The organism is Streptomyces sp. NPDC008137 (assembly GCF_042957035.1).
Classification (GTDB): domain Bacteria; phylum Actinomycetota; class Actinomycetes; order Streptomycetales; family Streptomycetaceae; genus Streptomyces.
Genome location: NZ_JBIBHN010000046.1, coordinates 23,603 through 44,777 on the forward strand (window position 1 = coordinate 23,603; position 21,175 = coordinate 44,777).

Here is a 21,175-nt window from a genome sequence, read left to right on the forward strand (position 1 = left end):
GTCCCCCGACCGGCCTCGCCCTGGCCGGCCGCCCGAAGGAGTCCCCCACATGACCGCACGCCTCAACGGCGCCCAGCCGTACGCTCTCGGACTGTTCCGGATCGTCATAGGCCTGCTGTTCGCCTGCCACGGCGCCGTCGCGCTCTTCGGTGTCCTCGGAGGTGTGGACGGCAAGGGCGGTACCGCGGCGACCGGCGCCTGGCCGAACTGGTACGCGGCCGTCATCGAGCTCGTCGGCGGCATCCTGGTCCTGCTGGGCCTGGGCACCCGCATCGCGGCCTTCATATCCTCCGGCGCCATGGCCTACGCGTACTTCAAGGTCCACCAGCCCGAGGGCCTGTGGCCCATCGAGAACAACGGCGAGGGCGCGGCCATGTACTGCTGGGCCATGTTCCTGCTGATCTTCACCGGCTCCGGCGCGTTCGGCGTGGACCGGCTGCTGGCGCGGCGCACCTCCGCGCAGGGGCAGCGCTCCACGGAGCAGACGCCGGTGACCGCCTGAGCCACCCGGACACCAGCACGGCGAACGGCGCCTTCCCGCCCCGGGGAGGCGCCGTTCCGCTGCCCCGCGGCGCGTCCTACTCGTCCCGGTCCACCGGCTCGAACGGCACCGTGAAGCAGGCCGCCCGCTCCCCCGCGCCGCCCGGCACGTCGTGGATCACGACCGAGGCCGCCTCGCCCGGCCGGAAGCCCCAGTCGTGCCGGGCACTCGCCGCGCCCGCGCCGCGCCGATCGGCCGTGAAGTCCAGCCAGACCTCGTTCTCCGGGCTGACATGGTGCGGATCGCTCGACGGCCGGTGCTGGTAATGCCCGCCGGCGGCCTCCGGGTCGGCGCCGCAGGGCTTCTGGTGCACATGGACGCCGTACGCGTGGCCGGGCTTCACGCCGGCCACCTTCAGCCGTACGGTCGTCGCACCGCCGGGCACGGTGAGCTGACGGACCTCGATCCACGAGCCCACGGGCACGAGACTCCTGTCGTACGTCAGCGCCGTCGCCCGGTCCGCCGCCCCGGGCGCGACGAACCGGGCCTCCGCCCGCACCGAGTAGCCCTCGACAGCCCCGGCACCGCCCGGACCACCGGCGAACAGAGCGGCCGCGACGGCGCTCGCGCTTATCCCTGCCAGCATGATGTGTACCGTTCCTCGCCTTGTGTCTGATTCAGCCCCTTCCGTTGCTACGGGACACCCGCGCCCACCGCCCGCCGGGACATGGCAGCCGGGTGACGACCAGGAGCGCACCCCGTGAACGGACCGTCACACCCCAGGCGTACGCTGTATGGCTGTCATGGCCATTCCTGCCGCCCCCCTCGCGACACCGCGGCACGGTCTGGCCCACGGGGGATTCACGGGGAGTCGCGGTGCTGGAGCAGGTGGGGTCGCTGATCGGCAGCCCATGGATCTACGCGGTGGTGGCCCTGTCCATCCTGCTCGACGTCTTTCTGCCGGTACTGCCCAGCGGCGTCCTGGTGATCACGGTCGCCACGGCGGCGGCCGCGAGTTCGGCGACCGATGTGCCCGACATCCTGGCGCTGATCCTCTGCGCGGCCACCGCCTCCGTCCTCGGTGACCTGGTCGCCTATCGCCTCGCCTGGCGCGGCGGCGCCCGACTGGACCGGGCGATCTCCCGCTCCCGGCGCCTGACCACCGCGCAGGAACGTCTCGGCGCGGCCCTGGCCCGGGGCGGCGGCGCGCTCGTCGTCCTCGCCCGCTTCGCTCCCGCCGGGCGCTCGGTCGTCTCCCTCGGCGCGGGCGCCGCCCACCGCCGCGCCCGCGACTTCCTCCCCTGGTCGGCCCTGGCCGGCCTGACCTGGGCCGCGTACAGCGTCGCCCTCGGCTGGTTCGGCGCCCACTGGCTGGGCGCGAGCTGGCTGGCGACGGCGGTGTCGGTGGGGGCGTTGTTCGCGGCGGGGGCGGGGGCGGCGTACGTGATGCGCAGGGGGCCACGGGCGTCGGAGGCGTCGTAGGAGCCGCCTTCGCGACGGCTGGGGCCTCAGCTCGCGCGGCGCGTGGCGGCTCCGCGGATCTCCAGCCCGTCCAGCAAGTCCTCCGTGGCCTGCGCGACGGCCTCCACGGCGCGGTCGAACACCTCCTGGTTGTGAGCGGCGGGGGCCCGGAATCCCGAGACCTTCCGCACGTACTGCAACGCGGCAGCCCGAATGTCGTCCGCCGTGGCCTCCTCGGCCATCGCGGGGGGACGCAGTGTCTTGATGCTCCGGCACATGCCCCCAGTCTCACCCTTTCGGCCCCCGGACGACAGCGACCACTGCCATGATCTCCACGAGGCGGCCACCACTGTGGGGCCGACCGACGAGAGGAACCCGACATGGGGAACGAACTCACCGTGGCCGTCCTGGGCCCCGGCGGCGTGGGCGGTCTGCTCGCCGCGCTGCTCTCCCGCGCCGGCCACCGGGTGATCTGCCTGTCCGGCGAGGAGACGGCCCGGACCCTGCGCACGGACGGCGTCCGGGTCCGCAGCGCGCACTTCGGCGACTTCACGGCCCCGGTCGAGGCCGACACACTCCTGCGCGAACCGGTCGACGCGTGCCTGGTCACCGTCAAGCACACCGCCCTCGACGCCGCCCTGGCACGCGTCCCCGCACCCGTACCGGCCGACGGCCTGCTCGTGCCGCTCCTGAACGGCGTCGAACACCCGGCGACCCTGCGCGCCCGCTACCGCCCCGGCCTCGTCGCCCCGGGCGTCATCCGCGTCGAGTCGACCCGTCTGGCCCCCGGCGTCATCGCACACGGCAGCCCCTTCGCGGAGATCGACCTGACCGGTACGACGGTGCCCCGCGCCCGCCTCGACACCCTCGCCGAGGCCCTCACCGCCGCCGGGCCGGTCACCCGCGTCCAGGACGACGAGACGGCGACCCTGTGGGCGAAGATGTCGTTCCTGGCCCCGTTCGCGCTGCTCACCACCGCCCGCGCCCTTCCCCTCGGCGAGATCCGCACCCGCCACCGCGACGAACTGACGGCCCTGGTGGAGGAGACGGCCGCGATCAGCCGCGCGTGCGGCGGCCCGGCCGACCCGGCCCAGGCACTCGCCCGCTACGACGCCTTCCCGCCCTCGACGAAGTCGTCGATGCAGCGCGACGCCGAGGCGGGCCGCCCTCTCGAACTGGACGCCATCGGGGGCGCGTTGCTCCGCGCGGCCGAGCGGCACGGCGTTCCGGCTCCGGTGACGGCCCGGGTGGTGGGGGAACTGGAGAGGGAGCACTCATTCGCCTGACGGCGCAAGCCGTTGAGCCGACTTCGCCTCGGCAGCGGGCGATGAGCGACGTCGATTCGAGGCAGGGCGAGGGCGCTTCACCGCTGTCGCCCTCGCCCTCGCCCTGAGCCGCCTCGGCTCAGCCCAGCGCGTCCATCAGGGCGGTGACGTAGGCATCCAGCCGCCCCTCCACCGTCCGCGTCGTCAACTCGGCCCTCCCCGCCTCCCGCCACGGCCGCGCCACATGCCGCACCTCCGCCGCGAACGCCAGCCCGTCCAGCAGCCGCCAGTACAACCGCTCGCTCGCGGCCGCTGCCAGCACCCCGCCCGCCTCCTCGTACGCCTCAGCGAACCGCAGGCCCCATGCCGGGCCGTGCAGGAGCGCGAGATTGGTGGAGCAGTGCGCGACATCGAGGTCCGCCGGGCCCCAGGATGTCTGGACCCAGTCGACGACCCCGGTGATCCGGGGACCTGCCCGGCCCGGGGGCGGCACATGGAACAGGACGTTGCCGGGGTGGAAGTCCCGGTGCAGGAAACGGCCCTCATAGGGCGGCGCGGGCTCGCGGATGACGTCGATCGCCGCGCCCCACGCCGCCGCGTCGGCGTGGTCCGGCGGGACGACGGCGTCGGCGGCCGTCCACGCCTCGTACTCATGGGGCCGTTCGGCGGGCCGCAGGGTGTGGATCGCCACGAGCTGCCGGGCCAGCAGAGGGACGCGCGCCTCCAGTCCCTCGTCGTCGAGGACCGTCCGGCCCGGCAGATGCGTCATGAGCAGGGACGGGTACTCGCAGTGGGCGGCGGTCGGGTCGACCGCGATCCTCCCGGGCGCCGGGATGCCGGTGCCCGCAAGCAGAACAAGGGCGTCTGCCTCGCGGTTCAGCAGGACCTCGGCGTGCTCCACGAAGTACGGATCGGTGAAGGTCCGCAACACCAGACGCCGGGTGCCGCCGGCCGGCCCGGCGACGGTCAACCGCCGCATCTCGGCGGTGATGCCGCCATGCAGCGCCTCGACTCCGGTGATCCGTTCGCCCGTGTCGAGCTGCCGCCCGACCCAGTCCAGGGCACGTGACCGGACGCCCCCGCCCTCGTCGCCATCGCTCATCACGCCAGCCCAGCATCCGAACGCCGGCTCGCGCAACGGACTTTGCCCGTGCGGCGACGCCGGGACGGTCCGGCGCCTCGGCAGCCCACACCTCGGTGTGCGCTGTGGGGAAAGGGCCTGGGCGCCGCCTTCGCCACGCTGCAACAGTTGATCGCATACGCGTTCTACACGGAACTGGTCAGCGGGTCCCGCCCCCGCTGACCTCCGGCATCACACTTCGCGCGATCCCCGGGAAGATACTCGCCACTCAAATTCGAACAGGCGTATCATTGGGTCGTGGCTACGACCTATGACTTCCCGAGTGACCTCCTCGCCGGTCAGGAGGAACTCCATCAGGTCCGGGCCGAGCTGTCGGCCCTGCTGAAGCGGCTGCCCTGGTCGGTGGAGCCGGTGGACGGCTTCAGCGACGACAACGGCTGGCGCAAGGTCGAGCGCCCCGCCTCCCCCGGCTGGAGCGCCGACGAGCAGGCCGAAGTGGAGAAGCTCCGCCGACGGGAGCACGAACTGGCGGTGTTCGTCAGCACGCACCGCTACTGGTCCGAACTCACCGGCCCCGAGCGGGTGTCGGCCCGCTCCCAGCTGAAGCACGCGCACGAGGCTCCGCCGGAGGAGACCGGCGGAGCCTCGTAGCAGGGCGGTTGTCAGCCGCGACTCCTGCCCAGGAGCTTGTTCATCTCGCCGATCTCGGCCTTCTGCGCGGCGACGATGTCCTCGGCCATGGCCTTGGCAGGCCCGTAACGGCCCTTGTTCCTCTCCACGGCGGCCATCTTCACGGCACCCTCGTGGTGCTCGACCATCAGGGCCAGGAACTTCGTGTCGAACGCCTTGCCCTCGGACTTCTCCAGCTCGGCCATGTCCGCGCCGCCCATCATCCCGGGCATGCCGGAGTGACCCGCGGCGGAATGATCCATGCCGTCCGCCGGCCCGGGGACGTCCTCACCCCACCGCTCCAGCCACCCGGTCATGGTCCTGATCTCCGGGTCCTGGGCCTTCTCGACCCGCGCCGCCAGGTCCTCGACCGCACCGGAGGCGGCCCGGCCGTCGGCCAACCGCGCCATCTCCAGGGCCTGCCGGTGGTGCGGGATCATGCCCTGCGCGAAGGAGACGTCCTGGGCGTTGTGGGCGGCGGCGCGGCTGTCGCCGCCGTCACCGTCGCCGCCGCACGCGGCGAGGAGGAACGCGCCGGCACCGGCCGCAATGACGAGGACGGATCGGCGCGTGAGGCTACGGACGTTGTACGCGCTGCTCGTGCTGTTCATGCTGTTCAACGTGAACTCCTGCTTCTGCGAGGAGGAAAAGGGGATTCCGGACACGACGACGCACCACACCGGCAAGGGCGTCCGCCCCCGGCGCGATGCGTGCGCGGTGTCTAGATCCGCAGAAGCTGAAGCTCGGCGAGAGAAGGCGGAGCACGCGCACCATCCGCCTCCGCGACCGCCAACACCCGTGGATGGCCGCCCTCCACGCCCCGGGAGACCGGGTCGGGAACAAGCGGGGACAGCATCGGCCCACCACTCAAGGCACCCGAAGCACAGGTCGCGTCGGCGTGCTGAACAGCCCCGCCGCCACAGTGCCCGTACGCCATACCCTCGGAGTGGGTCCGGGCCGCGTGGCTGTGAGGCGAGTGCGTCTGCCGAGCGTGCGTCCCCGGCCCTTGCATCCCCGGCCCATGCGTCCTTTGCGGGACACCACCCCCGGGCGCCAGCCCGTGCATCCCCAGCAACCCCGCCAACAGCCCCAGCACACACCACATGCGCCACCGCCGGACGACGGGGCGCGAGGCGCGAGGGAGGGGGCCGTTCACGCACCCCATCGTAGAGAAGGTGTACGACTGCTCATGCCCCGATCGGGCGAACTCGTTCAGCCGCCTACAACCGCACCGCCCCTCGCACAGGTCATGTACTCGCACGACACGAATGACCCCGAGGGGAAACCATGAGCCAGCAGTACCCGCAGCAGCCCAACCAGCCCTATCCGCCCCAGCAGCCGGGCTACGGCGCCCCAGCGCCCCAGCAGCCGAAAAAACGCGGCGCCGGCAAGATCGCGGGCCTCGGATGCGCGGGCATCATCGCCCTCTTCGTCATCGTCACCGTCGCCACGGGCGGCGGAAGCAGCGAGAGCAAGGACACCTCGAACAAGGACAGGGCCGTCGCCGCCGCCGGAAAGCCCGGGACCGACGGGAAGGGGCAGGGCAGGGCCGAACCGGCCGACAAGAAGACCCAGGCCGAGCAGTTCCGGAGCTGCGTCGCCAAGAACGGCACGGACACCGAGAAGGCCGCGGTCGAGCACGTCACGAAGGTGACCGGCGCGGACAAGCGCAACGACATCCTCGACTCGGCAGAAATCTTCACCGACTACACCGGCGGCATCATGGGCCCCCACCAGGGCGAGGGCAAGCTCATCGCCTCCGCGTTCACGTCCTGCTACGAGTCCGAGAACGGCCTCGTGACGGTCTACGACAAGGACGGCGAACTGCTCGCCAACGCGAACTACTGATCCCTGATCACACGAAGAGGTCTTCCGGGAATCTCTCCGGAAGATCTCTGGCCCGCTGACTGATCCGGTGGGCGCGGACGGTTTCGAACCGCCGACATCCTGCTTGTAAGGCAGGCGCTCTACCCCTGAGCTACGCACCCGGCTCCCGGGCCAGGTGCCCAGGACGAGTCGACAGCCTACATTGCCCGGGGGGCGGACCGGCAATCCTCTTTCCGTGGGGCGGTCCGGGGGTTATCCCCCCTGAGGATCCGGGAGTGGCCCGGATCCTCCGGCCGGCCCCGGGTCCATACGGTCGTAGAGCGCTCAGGGAGCGCTCGTCGTCCGTCCAGGGGGAGATCGCCATGGCCCGCACCATCCGCACCACCGGCACCACCCGCACCGCCGCCGCCCGCGTGATCGCCGTCGCCGGTGCCGTGGTCGTTCTCGTCGCCGGGCTCAGCGCCTGTGGGGCGTCCGCCGGGGACGACACCGAGCCCGAGCAGCGGTCCTTCGAGCTGCAGGGCCGCACCCTGACCGTCGACTCCGACGACTCCGCGCTCGAGATCGTCGCCGCGGACCGGAATCCGGCGGGCAGGATCGAGGTCACCCGGTGGTTCCAGGGCTCGGTCGTCGTCGGCAAGGAGCCCGAGGTCACCTGGTCGATGCGGGACGACCGGCTGGTGCTGCGGCTGAAGTGCTCCGGCGTCGTCGCCGACTGCGCGGCCAAGCACCGTATCGAGGTGCCCCGGGGCGTCTCCGTGCAGGTCCGGGAAGGCGACGGCGGCGTGCGCGCCCGGGGCTTCCGGGACCCCCTGAGCATTCGTACGGGCGACGGCTCCGTCCGCGTCACCGACACCACCGCGCCCCTGGAGCTGCGCACCGGCGACGGATCCATCCGGGCGGACGTCTCCTCCCGCGACGTGCGCACCCACACCGGCGACGGCTCGGCCAGCCTGGAGCTCGGCGTCGTACCGGACCGTGTGGAGTCCCGCAGCGGCGACGGTTCCGTGACCATCGCGCTGCCCGAGGCGGCCTACCGCGTGACCACCGAGACCGGCGACGGCGGTGTGGACGTGTCGGTGCCCCGCGACGAGAGCAGCGCTCATGTGGTGTCCGCCCGGACCGGCGACGGCAAAGTGACGGTCCGATCAGCGAACTGACCGGCCCGTGTGTTCGTCCTTAACCGGTGGGAGAATGACACCGGGCAGGGCGGACCACAGCACGGGAGAGGGATGTGACGGCGACACCAGGGCAGCCGGATTCGCCGTCGGTGCCGCGCGCGCCCGGACCGCGCCGTCCGCTGCGGGACGCGCTCACCCTGATGGCGCTGCCGCTGGTGGCCGCGCTGGCGCTGCCCGCCGCCTTCGCGGGCGGGGGCACCCGGCGGTGGTTCGGCGGCCGTGCCGAGAACCAGCGGGCCGAGGCCCAGGCCGCGAAGGACGCCGCGGCCGCCGCCTTCTACGAGCTGGACACCGCCCAGCGCGATCTGCGCATCTCGATAGAGACGATCACCGCGGTCGACGACTCCCCCGCCGCCCGGCGCGCCGTCGCCGATTTCGGTGCCCTGGGCAGCCGTATCGACGAGGTCAGCCACCGGTACATCAGCGCCGTCGACGCCCACGACCTCGACCGCGACGACCTGGAGGCCTCGACCGCCTCCCGTGCCCGCGCCGAGCTGACCGCGGCCAAGGAGGAACTGGGCCGGGTCAAGCAGGAGCTGGACCGGTTCGCCGACGGCCTCGGCCCCCTGCTCGGCAAGGCCGAGACCCAGCTCGCCCGCCTCGCCCCCGCCGTCGAGCGCGCCCGCCAGGCCCTGCTGGGCGCCTCCAACGCGCTCGACTCCGTACGAGCGTCGAACCTGAGGGCGGACGACCTCGCCGCCCGGCTGGCCGCCCTCTCCCCGGAGCTGACCAAGCTGAACCAGGGCGCCGGCCGGCACGGCGTGCCGGAGACCCTGGAGCGGGCCGAGCGGGTCACCCGCGAGGCCGAGGCGATCCGGGTGGAGGCCGAGCGGCTGCCGGACCGCGCCGCCGAGATCGACCACCGGCTGGTCTCCCTGCGCACCCGCGCCCACGCCCTCACCACCCGCTCCGAGCAGGTGGAACCGATCCTGAGCGAACTGCGCCGCCGCTTCACCGCGGCCTGCTGGCAGGACCTCCAGCGCGTCCCCGACGACGCCGCCGAGCACGTCCGCCGGGCCGAGACCAAGCTGGCCGAGGCCCGGACCGCCCGTGCCGAGCAGCGCTGGGCCGACGCGACGGCCCTGCTGTCGACCGTACGGGCGCTGCTGAACAGCACCGACGAGGCCGTCTCGGCGGCAGGCGACCGCCTGCACCGGCTGAACGCGGTACAGAAGGACCCCCAGCGGGAGATCGAGCGCACCCGCTTCGCCATCCGCGACGCCCAGCGCCTCGCCATGGCCGGCCGCAACACCCCCGACCCGCAGCACGCCCGCCCCCTGGACGACGCCGTGTCCCGTCTGGATCGTGCGGTCGCGGGGCTGGAGGGCCGGCACCCCGACTACTGGCACTTCCTCACGGAGACGGAAGGCATCCGGCGGACGGTGGCCCGGGTGGTGGACGGGATCCGCGAGGAGCGAGGGGCCGGACACTGAGCCCGGCCCCGGCCGGGCTCAGGTGCGGTAGGCGTAGTAGTACGCGTTCGGGTCCGACGCGACGAGGCTCGCCACCGACCTGCGGAGCGTGTTGGTGGAGTGGTAGGTCAGGTAGGGCACGCCGCGGCTCTTGGACGTGACGATCATCGTGTGGTCCTTGGACCCGTCCCGGTCGAAGTCCATCTGGAGGACGTCACCGACCTCGAGCTGGTAGACGTTGGCGAGCGGCTTGGTCCGCTTGGAGTTCTGGGCGAACCAGGACCACTCGTTGACGCCGACGAACGAGTGCGACTGGATCTCGGCGTTGCCGAACCACTTGGTGTAGTCGTACACGTAGCCGGGGGCGTGCTTCCAGCCGCCCGCCTTCAGGGACTGGCTGACGAAGTTGGTGCAGTCGCCGCCGGCGCCGCGGCCGCTGAAGTCCGGGTAGTCCTTGTTGTAGACGTTCCAGTGCTTCTCGGCGTAGGCCGCCATGGCCTTGTAGTCGTACGTCGTGCCGGTCTTCGGGGCCGCGGCCGGGTTGCGGGTGGTCGCCGCGCGCGGGGCGTTCGGCATGGTGTCCTCGGCGGCGGTCGCCTTGACGGGGGCCGGCTTGGAGAGTGTGTTCACCGCGAGAGCGCCCTGGTCGGTGTCGCGGATGCCGGTGAGCCGCCAGTCTCCGCGCCGGTCGGCCTTGAAGGTCAGCTCGTGCCGGGACTGGAAACCGGTGGTCCTCGGCGCGTCGCCGCGGGCCCCGGCGTAGGTCAGGGTCGTGGTCTCCGTGACCGCCGCCTTGGCCGTACGGCCCGTCACCCGTGTGGCGTCCAGGGTGACGGTGGTGCCGGCTTCGCGGTACGTCTCACCGGCCCGCGCCAGCCTCTCCTTGCGCTGCTTCAGCGCGGACAGGGTGGCGTCCTCGGTGCGGGCGGCGCCGGAGGACAAGGTGACGGCGCCGGAGAAGCCGTCGGTCAACTGCTTGTCCCGGTCGGCCCGTCCGCCGTCGACCAGGGCGTTGGTGCGGTCGGTGAAGACCGCGTCCGCCAGCCGCTGGAAGGTGGCCTTGGTCCGCGCGTCCACCGTCGGGTCGTCGAGGACCGTCGCGCCGGCGCTCCAGTTGGGCAGCAGGGCGACTCCGGCGACGACCGAGGTCGCTGCCGCCCCGATTATCGTTACGCGGCGTCGCGTCCCGTTCAGCTTCCTTGAATTCACTGGTGTGTTTCCCCTCTTGCCCCGGCCAGGATTGCCGGGGTAGGAGATCTTTGCATGAATTGTGTGGCTGTTGTGAAGGGGGTTGCCCTCGCTATTTCACGACGGTCGACCAGTCGGGCGACTGCGCCGGGTCCAGGCCGCGCAGCTGCTGCAGCGTCTCGGGCTTCTGCGCGTCGAGCCAGTCGGCCAGCTCCCTGAAGGACACACACTTGACGTCCTTCTTGGTGCACACGCCCTTGATGACCTCGTCGACGGCCCGCATGTAGATACCGCCGTTCCAGTCCTCGAAGTGGTTGCCGATGAACAGCGGGGCCCGGCTGCCGTAGTACACGCGGCTGAAGCCGGACATGTAGGACGCGACGGTCTCCTGTTCCCACTCGGGATACTTCGCCGGGTCGCCCTCGGTCTCGCCCTCGGACTGGTTGTAGAGGAAGTTGAAGTCCATCGAGAGGCCCTGGTACTTGCCGCCCTCGTACGGAAGCATCTGCAGGGGGAAGTCCCAGATGCCGTTCTTCTTGCGGGGCCATATCTGGAAGTCGCCCGCGGAGCTGGCGTCGTAGCGCCACTTGTAGTTTTCCGCGGCCTCCAGCAGGTTCTTCTGGCCCTCCAGGCAGGGCGCGCGGCCGCCGGTGACCTCCTTCCTGATGTCGAACGGCAGCGGGTCCACGTCCTTGAAGCCGGTGTTGGTCTTCCACTTCTCGACGAACGAGTAGAACTGGTCGATCTCGCTCCGCCACTCCGCGACGCTCCAGTCGCCGCCGCCCTTCTCGCCGCAGAAGTGGCCGTTGAAGTGGGTGCCGATCTCGTTCCCGCCCTGCCACGCCTTGCCGAGCTGCTCCAGCGTGGTGCGGATGTGCTCGTCGGTGGCGAAGCTGATCGCCGCCGAGCCCTTCGAGTGCTGGGGCGGGGAGTAGAGGTCCTTCTTGCTCTTGGGCACCAGGTAGATGCCCGTGAGGAAGAAGGTCATGTGCGCGTCGTACTCCGCGGCCAGCTCCCGGTAGTGCGAGAAGAGCCCGTCGTCGCCCTGCAGCGCGCCGTCCCAGGAGAAGACCACGAACTGGGGAGGCTTCTCGCCCGGCTTGAGCGGCACCGGCTTCAACTGCCCCTTCTGCGGGCCGGTGTAGGAGGTGGAGCCGTCCCCGAGGACCTTCGTCCTGCCGTCCCACGGGGGTTCCTGATCCGGCTTCGCCTTGGCTCCCTCACCACGGGCTCCGGAGGAGGCGGTCGGGGTGGTGCTGTCGGAGCCGGTGAGGGCCAGATAGCCCGCGACCAGGGAGGCGACGACGAGGAGGGCCGCCAGGGTCAGTATCCCGGGGGGTGCGGCGCGGCGGGCTGCGCGGGGTCGGCGGCGGCGGCCGGAGGGTGACTTCATGCGCGGGCTCATTCTGCGAGGCGGGGTGGAGGTGCGATGCGGGGGCACGGGCGTCAGCCGATGCCCCGGGCACCGGACCAGATGCGGTACGGGACGCTGTCACCCAAGGAGCCCGCGATCCCGTCCAGCGGCAGTGGTTCGAGGCTCTTGGTGAGGTCGATGCGATAGGCCACGACGGCCGTGGACACGGAGTCGGCCGTGCCGACGTACCAGGCCGCGGTGTCGTTCTGCACGGTGCCGGCCTTCCCGGCCACGGCGGAGGCCTTCCCGGCCACCGTGGAAGCGGAGCCCGCCCCGGGGTGTGCGGTGCGGAAGGCGTCCTCGAGGGCGGACTGGACCGCCTCGGCCACCCCCGCCCGCACCGCACGCCGTGAGGCGGGCTTCGCCAGCGTGACCTTGGAGCCGTTGCGGGTGATCCGGGCCACCGAATACGGCTCTACGTGCGTGCCGGCGGCGGCGAACGTGGCGTAACCGCTCGCCATGCGGATCGCGCTGGGCGTGGCGCTGCCCAGGGACATCGCGGGCACTTGCCGGCCGAAGCTGGAGGAGAGCAGGCCGGCCCGCTGGGCGGTCTCCCGCACCCGGTCCAGGCCGGTGTCCATGCCGAGCTGCATGAACGGGGTGTTCACCGACAGGGCGAGCGCCCGGCCCAGGCCGATCTGCCCGTAGGACTTCCCGCCGTCGTTGCGGGAGGTGACCTTCTTGCCGCCGCGATCCCAGTAGGGGCCCTCGGGTGTCGTGACGGCGATGCCGTCGTCCCCGTCGTACAGCGTCTGCGGGGTGACCTCGGTCGTGGCCCCGTCGCGGGTCTTGCGCACTCCGTTCTCCAGGGCGGAGGCGTAGACGAACGGCAGGAAGGCCGAACCGGCGGGCACGGTGGTCGCGTTCGACTCGTTGTAGCCCTGCGTGCGGTGGTCCGGGCCGCCGTGGACGGCGAGGATCCGCCCGTCGGTGGCCACCGAGGCGGCGCCGAAGTGCAGGGCCTTCGCCTTGGCCGCGTCGGTCTTCCGCGCCTTCTTGCGGGCCTTGGCCACGGCGTCGGTGAGCGCGGTCTCCTGCTTGCGGTCGAAGGTCGTGTAGATCTGGTAGCCGCCGAGGTCGAACTCCTTGGCCGAGAGGCGCCCGGCCTTCCTCGCGTACCGCGCGGCCAGCTCTACCAGGTAGTCGCTCTGCTTGCCGGTGTCGAACCCGGGGGACCGCTTCAGCGGATCGGGGAACTCCTTGTAGCGGGCCCGCTCGGACTCCGACAGCGTGCCGAGGTCGACCATGCGGTCGAGGATCCACGACCAGCGCTCCACCGCCCGGTCGTGGTTGGCCTTGCTCAGCGCCGGGTCGTAGAGTCCCGCGCCCTTGAGGAGGGATGCGAGGAAGGCGGCCTCGCTGACGTCCAGTTCACCGACGTCCTTGGCGTAGTAGGCCTGGGAGGCGCGCTGCATGCCGTAGGTGCCTCGGCCGAACCAGCTGGTGTTGAGGTAGCCCTCCAGGATGTCGTCCTTGCTCATCTGGTTGTCGAGCTTGAGGGCGATCATGGCCTCGGTGAACTTGCGGCCGACCGAGCGGTCCTGGTTGAGGTAGACGTTCTTGACGTACTGCTGGGTGATGGTGGAGCCGCCCTGGGTGTCTCCCTGGCCCACCGTGCGCCACAGGGCGCGGGTCAAGCCGCTGACGGAGATGCCGGGGTCGCTGTAGAAGCTCGCGTTCTCCGCGGCCAGTACCGCGTCCCGGACGTCCTCGGGTATGTCCTTCAGCGGCATCTCCTGCCGCCGCACCCAGCCGGTGCGGGCCATGGGTGTCCCGTCGGACCAGTAGTAGACGTTGTCCTGCTGGGTGGCGTACGAGTTGAGGTTCTCCGGGATGTCGGTGGCGGCGTAGGCGACACCCAGGAACCCGGCGGTCAGGCCGGTGAAGGTCAGCACGACACCGAGCCACTGCCGCCAGGAGGGCGCCCAGCGACGCCAGCCGGTGCGGTCGGCGTGCGGATAGCGGGGCCGGAGGCGGAGGAGCGGGTTCAGCAGGGGGCCCACTGCCGCGTTGAGACGGGACAGGGGGGCAGGCCGGGGGGCCCTGCGCCGGCTGCGCGGCCCGCCGGGTCCCCTGCTGCCCGGGACCGCACGCGAGCGCGCGGCCTCGTCCACATGTCCCGAATGTTCCCGATATTCCGGATGTTTCGGATCCAGAGAAGCGGGAGCCTTCAACTGCATGGTCTCTTCCGGCTCCCACCCAGCCTTGGTCACGGCTGCGTCTCCCTCCCCGCTCACTGTGGTGCTCGCGCGGAAGGGCATGGCCACCGCGGTCAACCGCAGTGCGCCCCGCGTTCCCCCCTGGCCTCACGGCTTTTCGCGACGATCGAAAGTTACCAGTGGCCTTTACAGCTTCTCCACAGTGGTGCGCCAGAAATGGTCGAACGGAGTCCTGAAGAGCGGCCCTTCCGCCATCGCGGACTAATCTGTCCCCATGCCTCGCTACGAGTACCGCTGCCGGACCTGCGGCGACACCTTCGAACTGAGCCGTCCCATGGCGGAGTCCGCCGCTCCCGCGGCGTGCCCGTCGGGTCACGACGACACGGTGAAGCTCCTCTCCACGGTCGCGGTGGCCGGCTCGGCCTCCGCCCCGGCACCTCGCGCGGGCGGTGGCGGTGGCGGCGGCTGCTGTGGAGGCGGCTGCTGCGGCTGACCCCGGCGGCGTCCGGGACGCGAGCTTCCTCAGGAAGCCTTCAGGTCCGGTTTTCTAACGTGGTCGGCATGACAGCCATCGCCGCCGCCCCGGATGCCGGACCGCAGTGGGTCAACGATCTCATGGACGCGCTGGGCGCACCGGGTGCCGGTCTCGCCATCGCTTTGGAGAACCTGTTCCCGCCCCTGCCCAGTGAGGTGGTCCTGCCCCTCGCCGGGTTCGCCGCGAGCAGCGGGCGGATGAGCCTGCTCGCCGTCCTGCTCTGGACGACGGCCGGCTCGGTGGTCGGCGCGCTCGCGCTGTACGGGATCGGTGCGCTGCTCGGCCGCGACCGGACGGTGGCGATGGCGGGCCGGCTGCCACTGGTGAAGATCTCGGACATCGAGCGGACCGAGGCGTGGTTCCTGCGGCACGGCACGAAGGCCGTGTTCTTCGGCCGGATGATCCCGATCTTCCGCAGCCTGATCTCCGTACCGGCGGGTGTCGAGCGCATGCGGCTGCCGGTGTTCCTGGGGCTGACCACGCTGGGCAGCGCGATCTGGAACACGGTGTTCGTCCTCGCGGGCTACACCCTCGGCGCGAACTGGCACCAGATCTCGGACATCGCCTCCGCCTACTCGAAGGTGGTCATCGCCGGGGCGGCGCTGGCGGTGGTGGTCTTCGCCGGAGCACGGCTCCTACGACGCCCCAAGGGAACACGCCCTCAAGGGGCGCGGGGAACTGCGCGAACGGCCACGACGGCGCCGCACCCGCACCACGACCAGGACACCCGAGTCCTCATGCGCCCCGTACTGCCTCCAGAAACTCCCGCAGGATCCGCTCCCCGGCAAGGACGCCCCGGTCGGGAAGCACCCTGACCGACGGCGCCGTGAAGCCGGTGTCGGCCAGCTCCCCGTGCCCGGGCCGCCACCCCTGGTCCGCCGCGAGGAGCAGGTCCGCGTCGAGCAGTGAGTCCCCTGCGGCGAGGGTGAGCTCGGCCCCGGTCCGCCGGGCGACCTCACGCAGCGCCGCGCTCTTGGTGAGCGGCTTGGGCACCGCGTAGATCTTGCGGCCCTGCAGGGACACGGTCCAGCCGCGGTTCTCGGCCCACACCGCGAGTTCCTTCACCCAGTCCTCGTCGAGCAGTTCCCGCTCGACGACCAGGTAGGCGAAGAGGTCGTCGGCGACGCGGTGCTTGCGCACCCAGACCGGGTCGGCGGCCCTCAGCAGGTGCTCCCGCACCTCGGCCAGGGGCGCGCACTGCTCGGCCAGCCGTGCGGTCACCCGGGCGTGCCAGTCGGGGTCGGAGACCCCGTCCACCAGGAGGTGGCCGCCGTTCGCGCAGATCGCGTACGTGGGCTCGGGACCCGGCAGGTTGATGCGCTGGTACTGCTTGCGCGTCCGGGTCGTCGTCGGCACGAACACGGCCGCGTCGCCGAGGTCGGTGAGAAGCCGGGCCGCCGTCTCCGTCATGTACGACAACGGCTTGCTCTCGTGCACCTCCACGCACAGCAGCCGGGGCGCCCGGGCGTCCGGCATGGTCAGCGCCAGGGCGGCGGCCGAGTAGATCAGGGTGCGATCGAGGTCGCTGGCGACGAGTGCGCGCATCAGGCCGACACCGCCTTGCCGTCGGCGCCGGTCGCGCCCCGGGTGTACTTGGGGTGGATCAACCCGACGCAGGTGTACGGCAGTCCGTCGACCTCCTCGACGGGCACGCCGCGCTGCTCGGCCAGCAGGCGTACATGGTCGAGGTCGCTGCCCGCTCCGGCACGGGCCAGGATCTTCCAGGGCACGCGGCGCAGCAGCACCCGGGTGGTCTCGCCGACGCCGGGCTTGACGAGGTTCACGTCGTGGATGCCGTACTCCTCACAGATGCGCTCGACGGCGGCCCAGCCCTCCCAGGTGGGCGAGCGGTCAGCGGCGAGCAGTTCCTTGGCCTGGGCGCAGGCCCCGTCCTCGACCTCCGGGAAGCGGGCCGACACGGCGTCCAGGAAGGCCACCGAGACGTCGGTGCCGGCGAGTTCGCGGTAGAACTTCGCGCCGTGGAAGTCGTGCGGGCCGACCATGTCCGCCCGCAGCACGGTCCGCGAGATCAGGCCGGAGACGGTGGAGTTGAGGCAGGCGGAGGGGATCAGGAAGTCCTCGCGGGTGCCGTAGGTCCGTACGCAGGAGCCCGGGTCGGCGAGGACCGCGATCTCGGGGCTGAAGCCGGTGACGCCGTCGGACTTCTCGAACTCCTCCAGCGCCTGGGCCAGTTCCCGGGTGATGGCGCCCTTGCCGGTCCAGCCGTCGACGAAGACGACGTCCCGCGGGTCGTGGTGCGCGGCGAGCCAGCGCAGCGCGTTGGCGTCGATGCCGCGCCCCCGGACGATCGAGACGGCGTAGTGCGGCAGGTCGAGGCCGTGCCGGTGTCGGGCCCAGCGGCGCATGAGGATGCCGACGGGGGTGCCCGCGCGGGCCAGGGAGACCAGGACGGGGCGCGGACCGCGCTCGGCGAGGACCGTCTCCGTGACCACGCCGGCCGCCTGGGCGATACGGGCCGCCGAGTCGTCCAGCGCGGCGTGGAACAGCTCCTGGTACCGCTCGCTCGGCTGGTACTCCACGGGCAGCGACTCCGCGTAGTGGGCGCCGCCGCTCTGGATGGCCTCCTCGCGCTCCTCGGTGGGCGCCTCCAGCGTCACGTCCGAGAGGTCCCGGAGCAGCCAGCCGACCTCCTCGGGCGCGTACGAGGAGAACGCGGGGCCGCGCAGGGGCTCAGGCAGCATGGAGGGCCTTTCGGGGGCGTACGACGGTATGACGGCGAGCAGGACCCGCGGCGTGTGCGCGGCGAGCCGGGCCAGCAGTCCGTCGGGCGCGTGCAGCGCGGGGGTGTCCCCGGCCGAGTCGACCACCACGACGACGGCGTCGAATCCGGCGCCCGCGACGTTGTAGGCGTACCGCTCGCCCGGGCCGTCGGCGGGGTCGTCGTGGGCGGGGAAGGCGAGGCGGGTGCGTATCGCGTAGCCGGGATCGTCGACGGCCAGGACGGGTGAGCGGGTGGTGGTGGAGTAACGGACCTCGATGTCCGTCACACGTTCCAGCTCGCAGGCGAGCCTCAGCGGGGCGTACATCAGCTCTTCGAAGCCGAGGATGTGCACGCGGCGGGCGTCGACGGGCAGCGCGTCGGCTATGCGGGCCGCCATGCCGGGCAGGGCGGCCCCCAGACGCTCCCGATGGGCTGGGGTGAACCCGTGCCGGGCGCCGTCCGGCAGGTTGGCGGGCCAGTGCAGGTCTATGCGGTTGTCGTCCGGCTCCGGGCCGGTGGGGGTTGTTCGCGCAGTTCCCCGCGCCCCTAGGGGGGTGGCCTCCTGGTCGGCTTCGACGGCGACGCCGTTGTTTGGGGGCGCGGGGAACCGCGCGACCGGCCACGACGGCGCCGCACCCGCCGACGCGGTCTCGGCCTCGTACCGCGCCACCAGTTCTTGCCCCTTCTCCAGCACCCCCTCGGGCAACCGCACAGTCCCCGAAGCCGCGGCCACCAAATCCACCCGCGCCCCGATCTCCCGCGCGAACGCCTCCAGCCGCCCGGCGTCCACCGCCGACCGCATGTCCACCAGCGCCACCACGACATACCTTCGCCGCGGATACCGCCCATGAAGATCCCGCACGGTGTTCAGCACCGTGTTCCCCGTGGAGAACTCGTCGTCGACCAGGACCAGCGGCCCGTCCCCGGACAGCAGCGCGGGATCCTCCGGCAGGAGCAGATGCGAGGTCGCGTGCGAGTGGGCCTCCTCGAAGCCGCCGGCCGCCATGACGCCGGCGACGGGGCGGCGGGTGGAGTGCAGGTAGGGCGCGAGGGCGAGCCCGTCGGCGACGGAGTGGCCGAGGCCGGTCGCGGTCTCCGCGTAGCCGAGGACGACCGCCCGGGCCGCCTCCTCGTCGCCCAGCAGCTCCCGCACCCGGCGGCCGAGCTCGACGCCGTGGCCGTGGACGACGGACGGCGACTGCGGCACGTGCTTGCCCAGCACGTTCGACACCAGCAGATGGGCCCGCTTGGGGTTGCGCCGCAGCGCCAGCCCCAGCAGGTCGGTCAGCCGGTCCTCGCCGACCAGCTCGACGCCGAGCCGCTCCGCGACCCAGCTGCCGGACCAGACGCCGTCGGCCTCGTCGCGCACCTGGTGCTCCCCCTCGTTCACAGCCTTCTCCGCCTTCTCCATCTTCAGCCGGGCAGGCCCGCCGCCAGCAGCTCCACGAAGCCGATGTCCTCGTTCGCCACGCCGAAAACCTCGGCACGCAGCAGGGTCCGCTCGGCCCAGGCCCGGTGCGGTTTCACCTCGTTCATCTTGTTCGTGTACGACGATCGAAGCACACCCCCGCCGCCCCGCTCGGGGTGCAGGATGTCCTGGGCGTCCGAGAACTCCTCGTGGCTGACGACCGACAGGGCGTGCACCGGGAGCACGTGGGAGGGGTGGATGCAGGTCTTGCCCAGCAGTCCGTTGGCCTGGTCCAGGGAGATCTCCCGCAGCAGGCCGTCCATGGCGTGCTCGATCAGCTTCTCGCGCAGTTCCGCGGCCTGCACCTCAAGGAAGGGGCTCTGCCGCAGCAGCGGCTTGAACATGCGCTCCTGGACCCGGAAGTACTCCCACACCGGCCCGGTCACGGTGAAGCCGGTCCCGTCGGCGCGGCCCAGCATGTTCACCACGTCGGCGATCACGGAGGCGACGATCTGCACGTCGTACGCCGTCATGTCGGGGCCTCTGCGCAGCCCGTAGGAGGAACAGAAGTCCGTCACGCCGAGGCGCAGGGCGAGCACGCGGTCGCGGTACTTGTCGACGGCGCGGGAGATGCCCTCAAGGGTCTCCACTCGGGACTCGCGGTAGAGCAGCTCCGGCGACTCCAGCACCGGCATGGCGAAAAGGCGACGGCCGCTTTCGGCCTCGGCGGTCGCCATCGCCTCCAGGAAGGGGATGCCGCGTTCCTCGGTGAACTTCGGCAGTACGAATCCGGACAGCAGCCGGGCGGAGGTGCCGAGCCGTCGTACCAGGTCGGGGATCTGCTCGGGGACGCGGACCCGGATGAACAGCAGGGGCAGGTCCGCGTCCGGGAGGGCGTCGAGGGTCCTGAACTGGCGGACGAGGTTCTCCTCGCCCGGGCCGACGTCCGCGTCGTCGATGGAGTCCTCCAGGCACAGCACCATCGAGACGACACCGCGCCCGGCCTGTTTGAGGACGTCGTCGGCGAGGCGGGGCCGGGTGGCCGGACTGTAGAGCGTGGCGCCCAGGGCCGCCGCGAGCAGCCGGGCCGGGGATTCCGGCGTGAAGACACACGGCTCGCGGTGGAAGAGACGCTTCCGGACCTCAGGGGCGATGTGCCCGAAATGACGCATGGAACTCCCCCGTGGTTGTCGTGCGGCCTGCGAATCGTCGAAAGGTGGCCGGTAATAGTACGTAGAAGTCCATGTCAGAGGTTCCCATCAGGCATGAATTTCAGGTAACGCGGGCAAGCACAGCCAGGCCCGGCCATGACGACGGTAGTCCGCGACGGCCGTCGGCGCCGCTCGTGGCGCCCGGCCCCGCGTTGTCGTGAGCAGGACCGAGAGGGCAGGATGACCGCATGACGCACGCGATGCTGAAGGGGTCGAACGTCCCGCTGGAAGCCACCACGGTGCGCGCCGTGCTGCGCTGGACACCCGGACAGGGGGTTCCGGACGTCGATGCCTCCGCGCTGCTCCTCGGCCCCGACGGTCGTGTGCGCTCCGACGAGGACTTCGTCTTCTACAACCAGCCCCGGCACCCCTCGGGGAAGGTGTGGCGCCTCGGCAAGAAGCGGGCCGCCGAGGGCCTGACCGACACGATCCAGACAGAGCTGACCGGTGTCGAGTCGGGAGTCAGCCGGATTCTGCTGGTCGCTTCGGCGGACGGCATCCCGTTCGACCGCGTACAGGCGCTGCGCATTCTGCTGTACGACGCGGCGGGCACCGAGTCGGAAGCGCTGGCGTACTTCGACGTCAAGCCGGAGACCGGCGAGGAGACCGCACTGATCTGCGGCGAGCTGTACCGGCGCGGCGAGGGTTGGAAGTTCCGTGCGCTCGGCGAGGGCTATTCGAACGGGCTGCAGGGGCTCGCGACCGACTACGGCATCTCGGTGGACGAGTCGGAGGCCGCGCAGGAGACGACGGCCCTGCCCACCACGGCCGCGACCACACAGCAGCCCGCTCCCGAGGTGTCGAGGCCGCTGCCTCCGGAGCAGCCGACCGTCGTCCCCGCGCAGCCCGCGTACGGCTATCCGCCCGAGCAGCCCGCGACGACCCAGCCGGCCTACGGCTACCCGCAGCCCGCGAGCCGGCCCTCCTACGGCTACCCCCAGGCACCGGCCGCGGCGGGCGTCACGGGGGCGCAGACCGGCTACGGCTATCCGCCGCCGGTCACCGCGGCCCCCGACCCGGACTTCCGCCTGCCTCCGCAGGGCCCGCAGTTCATCGGACGCTAGGCCCTGTCGTTTGGATCACGCCGCAGACGCGGGGCCTGGCACGCACATCTGCCGCGTTCTCGTCGGTCGCCGACTCCCCCACGCTCGGCTTCGCTCG

21 protein-coding genes and 1 tRNA gene are annotated in these 21,175 nt (G+C 71.7%); 10 read left to right on the plus strand and 12 right to left on the minus strand.

Features of this window, described 5'->3' with window-relative positions; all coding sequences use genetic code 11:
• The first annotated feature begins 49 nt into the window (after window positions 1-49).
• On the plus strand, window positions 50-502 hold the full coding sequence (locus tag ACFZBT_RS38640) for a DoxX family membrane protein (protein ID WP_391114499.1): 453 nt from the start codon (window positions 50-52) through the stop codon (window positions 500-502).
• Window positions 503-578: 76 nt separating this feature from the next.
• Here ACFZBT_RS38640 and ACFZBT_RS38645 read toward each other — a convergent pair whose 3' ends face one another.
• Window positions 579-1,127 carry a superoxide dismutase family protein gene (locus ACFZBT_RS38645; RefSeq protein WP_391114501.1) on the minus strand — a complete coding sequence of 183 codons (549 nt, stop codon included), beginning with the start codon at window positions 1,125-1,127 and terminating at the stop codon, window positions 579-581.
• Between the two features lie 230 nt (window positions 1,128-1,357).
• Here ACFZBT_RS38645 and ACFZBT_RS38650 point away from each other — a divergent pair, with 230 nt between their 5' ends.
• Window positions 1,358-1,963 carry a VTT domain-containing protein gene (locus ACFZBT_RS38650; RefSeq protein ID WP_391114504.1) on the plus strand — a complete coding sequence of 202 codons (606 nt, stop codon included), beginning with the start codon at window positions 1,358-1,360 and terminating at the stop codon, window positions 1,961-1,963.
• 26 nt (window positions 1,964-1,989) lie between these two features.
• Here ACFZBT_RS38650 and ACFZBT_RS38655 read toward each other — a convergent pair whose 3' ends face one another.
• Window positions 1,990-2,220, minus strand: coding sequence for a DUF2277 family protein (locus ACFZBT_RS38655; RefSeq protein ID WP_391114507.1), 231 nt, complete (start codon window positions 2,218-2,220; stop codon window positions 1,990-1,992).
• Between the two features lie 102 nt (window positions 2,221-2,322).
• Between ACFZBT_RS38655 and ACFZBT_RS38660 the strand changes: the two genes are divergently transcribed.
• Complete coding sequence (locus ACFZBT_RS38660) at window positions 2,323-3,228, plus strand: 2-dehydropantoate 2-reductase (protein ID WP_391114510.1); 906 nt, start codon at window positions 2,323-2,325, stop codon at window positions 3,226-3,228.
• 118 nt (window positions 3,229-3,346) lie between these two features.
• Here ACFZBT_RS38660 and ACFZBT_RS38665 read toward each other — a convergent pair whose 3' ends face one another.
• A complete protein-coding gene (locus tag ACFZBT_RS38665; protein WP_391114513.1) occupies window positions 3,347-4,309 on the minus strand; it encodes a phosphotransferase in 963 nt (320 codons plus the stop codon).
• 276 nt (window positions 4,310-4,585) lie between these two features.
• On the opposite strand from ACFZBT_RS38665, the gene ACFZBT_RS38670 reads away from it, so the two are divergent.
• On the plus strand, window positions 4,586-4,939 hold the full coding sequence (locus ACFZBT_RS38670) for a hypothetical protein (protein ID WP_391114517.1): 354 nt from the start codon (window positions 4,586-4,588) through the stop codon (window positions 4,937-4,939).
• A gap of 11 nt (window positions 4,940-4,950) precedes the next feature.
• Here ACFZBT_RS38670 and ACFZBT_RS38675 read toward each other — a convergent pair whose 3' ends face one another.
• A complete protein-coding gene (locus ACFZBT_RS38675) occupies window positions 4,951-5,568 on the minus strand; it encodes a DUF305 domain-containing protein (protein ID WP_391114520.1) in 618 nt (205 codons plus the stop codon).
• A 110-nt stretch (window positions 5,569-5,678) separates the two neighbouring features.
• Window positions 5,679-6,122: a DUF6153 family protein gene (locus ACFZBT_RS38680; protein ID WP_391114522.1), complete on the minus strand. Its 444-nt coding sequence runs from the start codon at window positions 6,120-6,122 to the stop codon at window positions 5,679-5,681.
• Window positions 6,123-6,244: 122 nt separating this feature from the next.
• On the opposite strand from ACFZBT_RS38680, the gene ACFZBT_RS38685 reads away from it, so the two are divergent.
• Entirely contained in the window at window positions 6,245-6,805 is a 561-nt protein-coding gene (locus ACFZBT_RS38685; protein ID WP_391114525.1) for a hypothetical protein, read from the plus strand.
• A 68-nt stretch (window positions 6,806-6,873) separates the two neighbouring features.
• On the opposite strand, the gene ACFZBT_RS38690 is transcribed toward ACFZBT_RS38685, so the two are convergent.
• Window positions 6,874-6,945: transfer RNA gene (locus ACFZBT_RS38690), tRNA-Val, on the minus strand.
• A 201-nt stretch (window positions 6,946-7,146) separates the two neighbouring features.
• Here ACFZBT_RS38690 and ACFZBT_RS38695 point away from each other — a divergent pair.
• Entirely contained in the window at window positions 7,147-7,944 is a 798-nt protein-coding gene (locus ACFZBT_RS38695; RefSeq protein WP_391114528.1) for a DUF4097 family beta strand repeat-containing protein, read from the plus strand.
• 74 nt (window positions 7,945-8,018) lie between these two features.
• A complete protein-coding gene (locus tag ACFZBT_RS38700) occupies window positions 8,019-9,398 on the plus strand; it encodes a hypothetical protein (RefSeq protein ID WP_391114531.1) in 1,380 nt (459 codons plus the stop codon).
• Window positions 9,399-9,416: 18 nt separating this feature from the next.
• Here ACFZBT_RS38700 and ACFZBT_RS38705 read toward each other — a convergent pair whose 3' ends face one another.
• The 3 genes from ACFZBT_RS38705 to ACFZBT_RS38715 form a co-directional block, all read right to left on the minus strand.
• Window positions 9,417-10,586 carry an amidase domain-containing protein gene (locus ACFZBT_RS38705; RefSeq protein WP_391114533.1) on the minus strand — a complete coding sequence of 390 codons (1,170 nt, stop codon included), beginning with the start codon at window positions 10,584-10,586 and terminating at the stop codon, window positions 9,417-9,419.
• A 91-nt stretch (window positions 10,587-10,677) separates the two neighbouring features.
• Entirely contained in the window at window positions 10,678-11,958 is a 1,281-nt protein-coding gene (locus ACFZBT_RS38710; protein WP_391114536.1) for a hypothetical protein, read from the minus strand.
• 53 nt (window positions 11,959-12,011) lie between these two features.
• Window positions 12,012-14,159, minus strand: coding sequence for a transglycosylase domain-containing protein (locus ACFZBT_RS38715; protein WP_391114561.1), 2,148 nt, complete (start codon window positions 14,157-14,159; stop codon window positions 12,012-12,014).
• 253 nt (window positions 14,160-14,412) lie between these two features.
• On the opposite strand from ACFZBT_RS38715, the gene ACFZBT_RS38720 reads away from it, so the two are divergent.
• Together ACFZBT_RS38720 and ACFZBT_RS38725 are read left to right on the plus strand one after the other, a co-directional pair.
• The gene (locus ACFZBT_RS38720) at window positions 14,413-14,631 is read left to right on the plus strand and encodes an FmdB family zinc ribbon protein (RefSeq protein WP_391114539.1); all 219 of its coding nucleotides are present in this window, start codon (window positions 14,413-14,415) and stop codon (window positions 14,629-14,631) included.
• A gap of 68 nt (window positions 14,632-14,699) precedes the next feature.
• Window positions 14,700-15,488 (plus strand): VTT domain-containing protein, encoded by a 789-nt coding sequence (locus tag ACFZBT_RS38725; RefSeq protein ID WP_391114542.1) that lies wholly within the window; start codon window positions 14,700-14,702, stop codon window positions 15,486-15,488.
• Here ACFZBT_RS38725 and ACFZBT_RS38730 read toward each other — a convergent pair.
• Genes ACFZBT_RS38730 through ACFZBT_RS38740 form a run of 3 tightly spaced genes read right to left on the minus strand, consistent with a single transcriptional unit; the run spans window position 15,409 to window position 19,975 of the window.
• Window positions 15,409-16,218, minus strand: coding sequence for an HAD family hydrolase (locus tag ACFZBT_RS38730; protein WP_391114546.1), 810 nt, complete (start codon window positions 16,216-16,218; stop codon window positions 15,409-15,411). The two genes, ACFZBT_RS38725 and ACFZBT_RS38730, sit on opposite strands and share 80 nt — an antisense overlap.
• A complete protein-coding gene (locus tag ACFZBT_RS38735; protein ID WP_391114549.1) occupies window positions 16,218-18,806 on the minus strand; it encodes a phosphoribosyltransferase domain-containing protein in 2,589 nt (862 codons plus the stop codon). Before ACFZBT_RS38735 ends, ACFZBT_RS38730 begins: the two co-directional genes overlap by 1 nt.
• A gap of 2 nt (window positions 18,807-18,808) precedes the next feature.
• On the minus strand, window positions 18,809-19,975 hold the full coding sequence (locus ACFZBT_RS38740; RefSeq protein ID WP_391114552.1) for an HpcH/HpaI aldolase/citrate lyase family protein: 1,167 nt from the start codon (window positions 19,973-19,975) through the stop codon (window positions 18,809-18,811).
• Window positions 19,976-20,202: 227 nt separating this feature from the next.
• Between ACFZBT_RS38740 and ACFZBT_RS38745 the strand changes: the two genes are divergently transcribed.
• Window positions 20,203-21,078 (plus strand): TerD family protein, encoded by an 876-nt coding sequence (locus tag ACFZBT_RS38745; protein WP_391114554.1) that lies wholly within the window; start codon window positions 20,203-20,205, stop codon window positions 21,076-21,078.
• Window positions 21,079-21,175 lie beyond the last annotated feature (97 nt).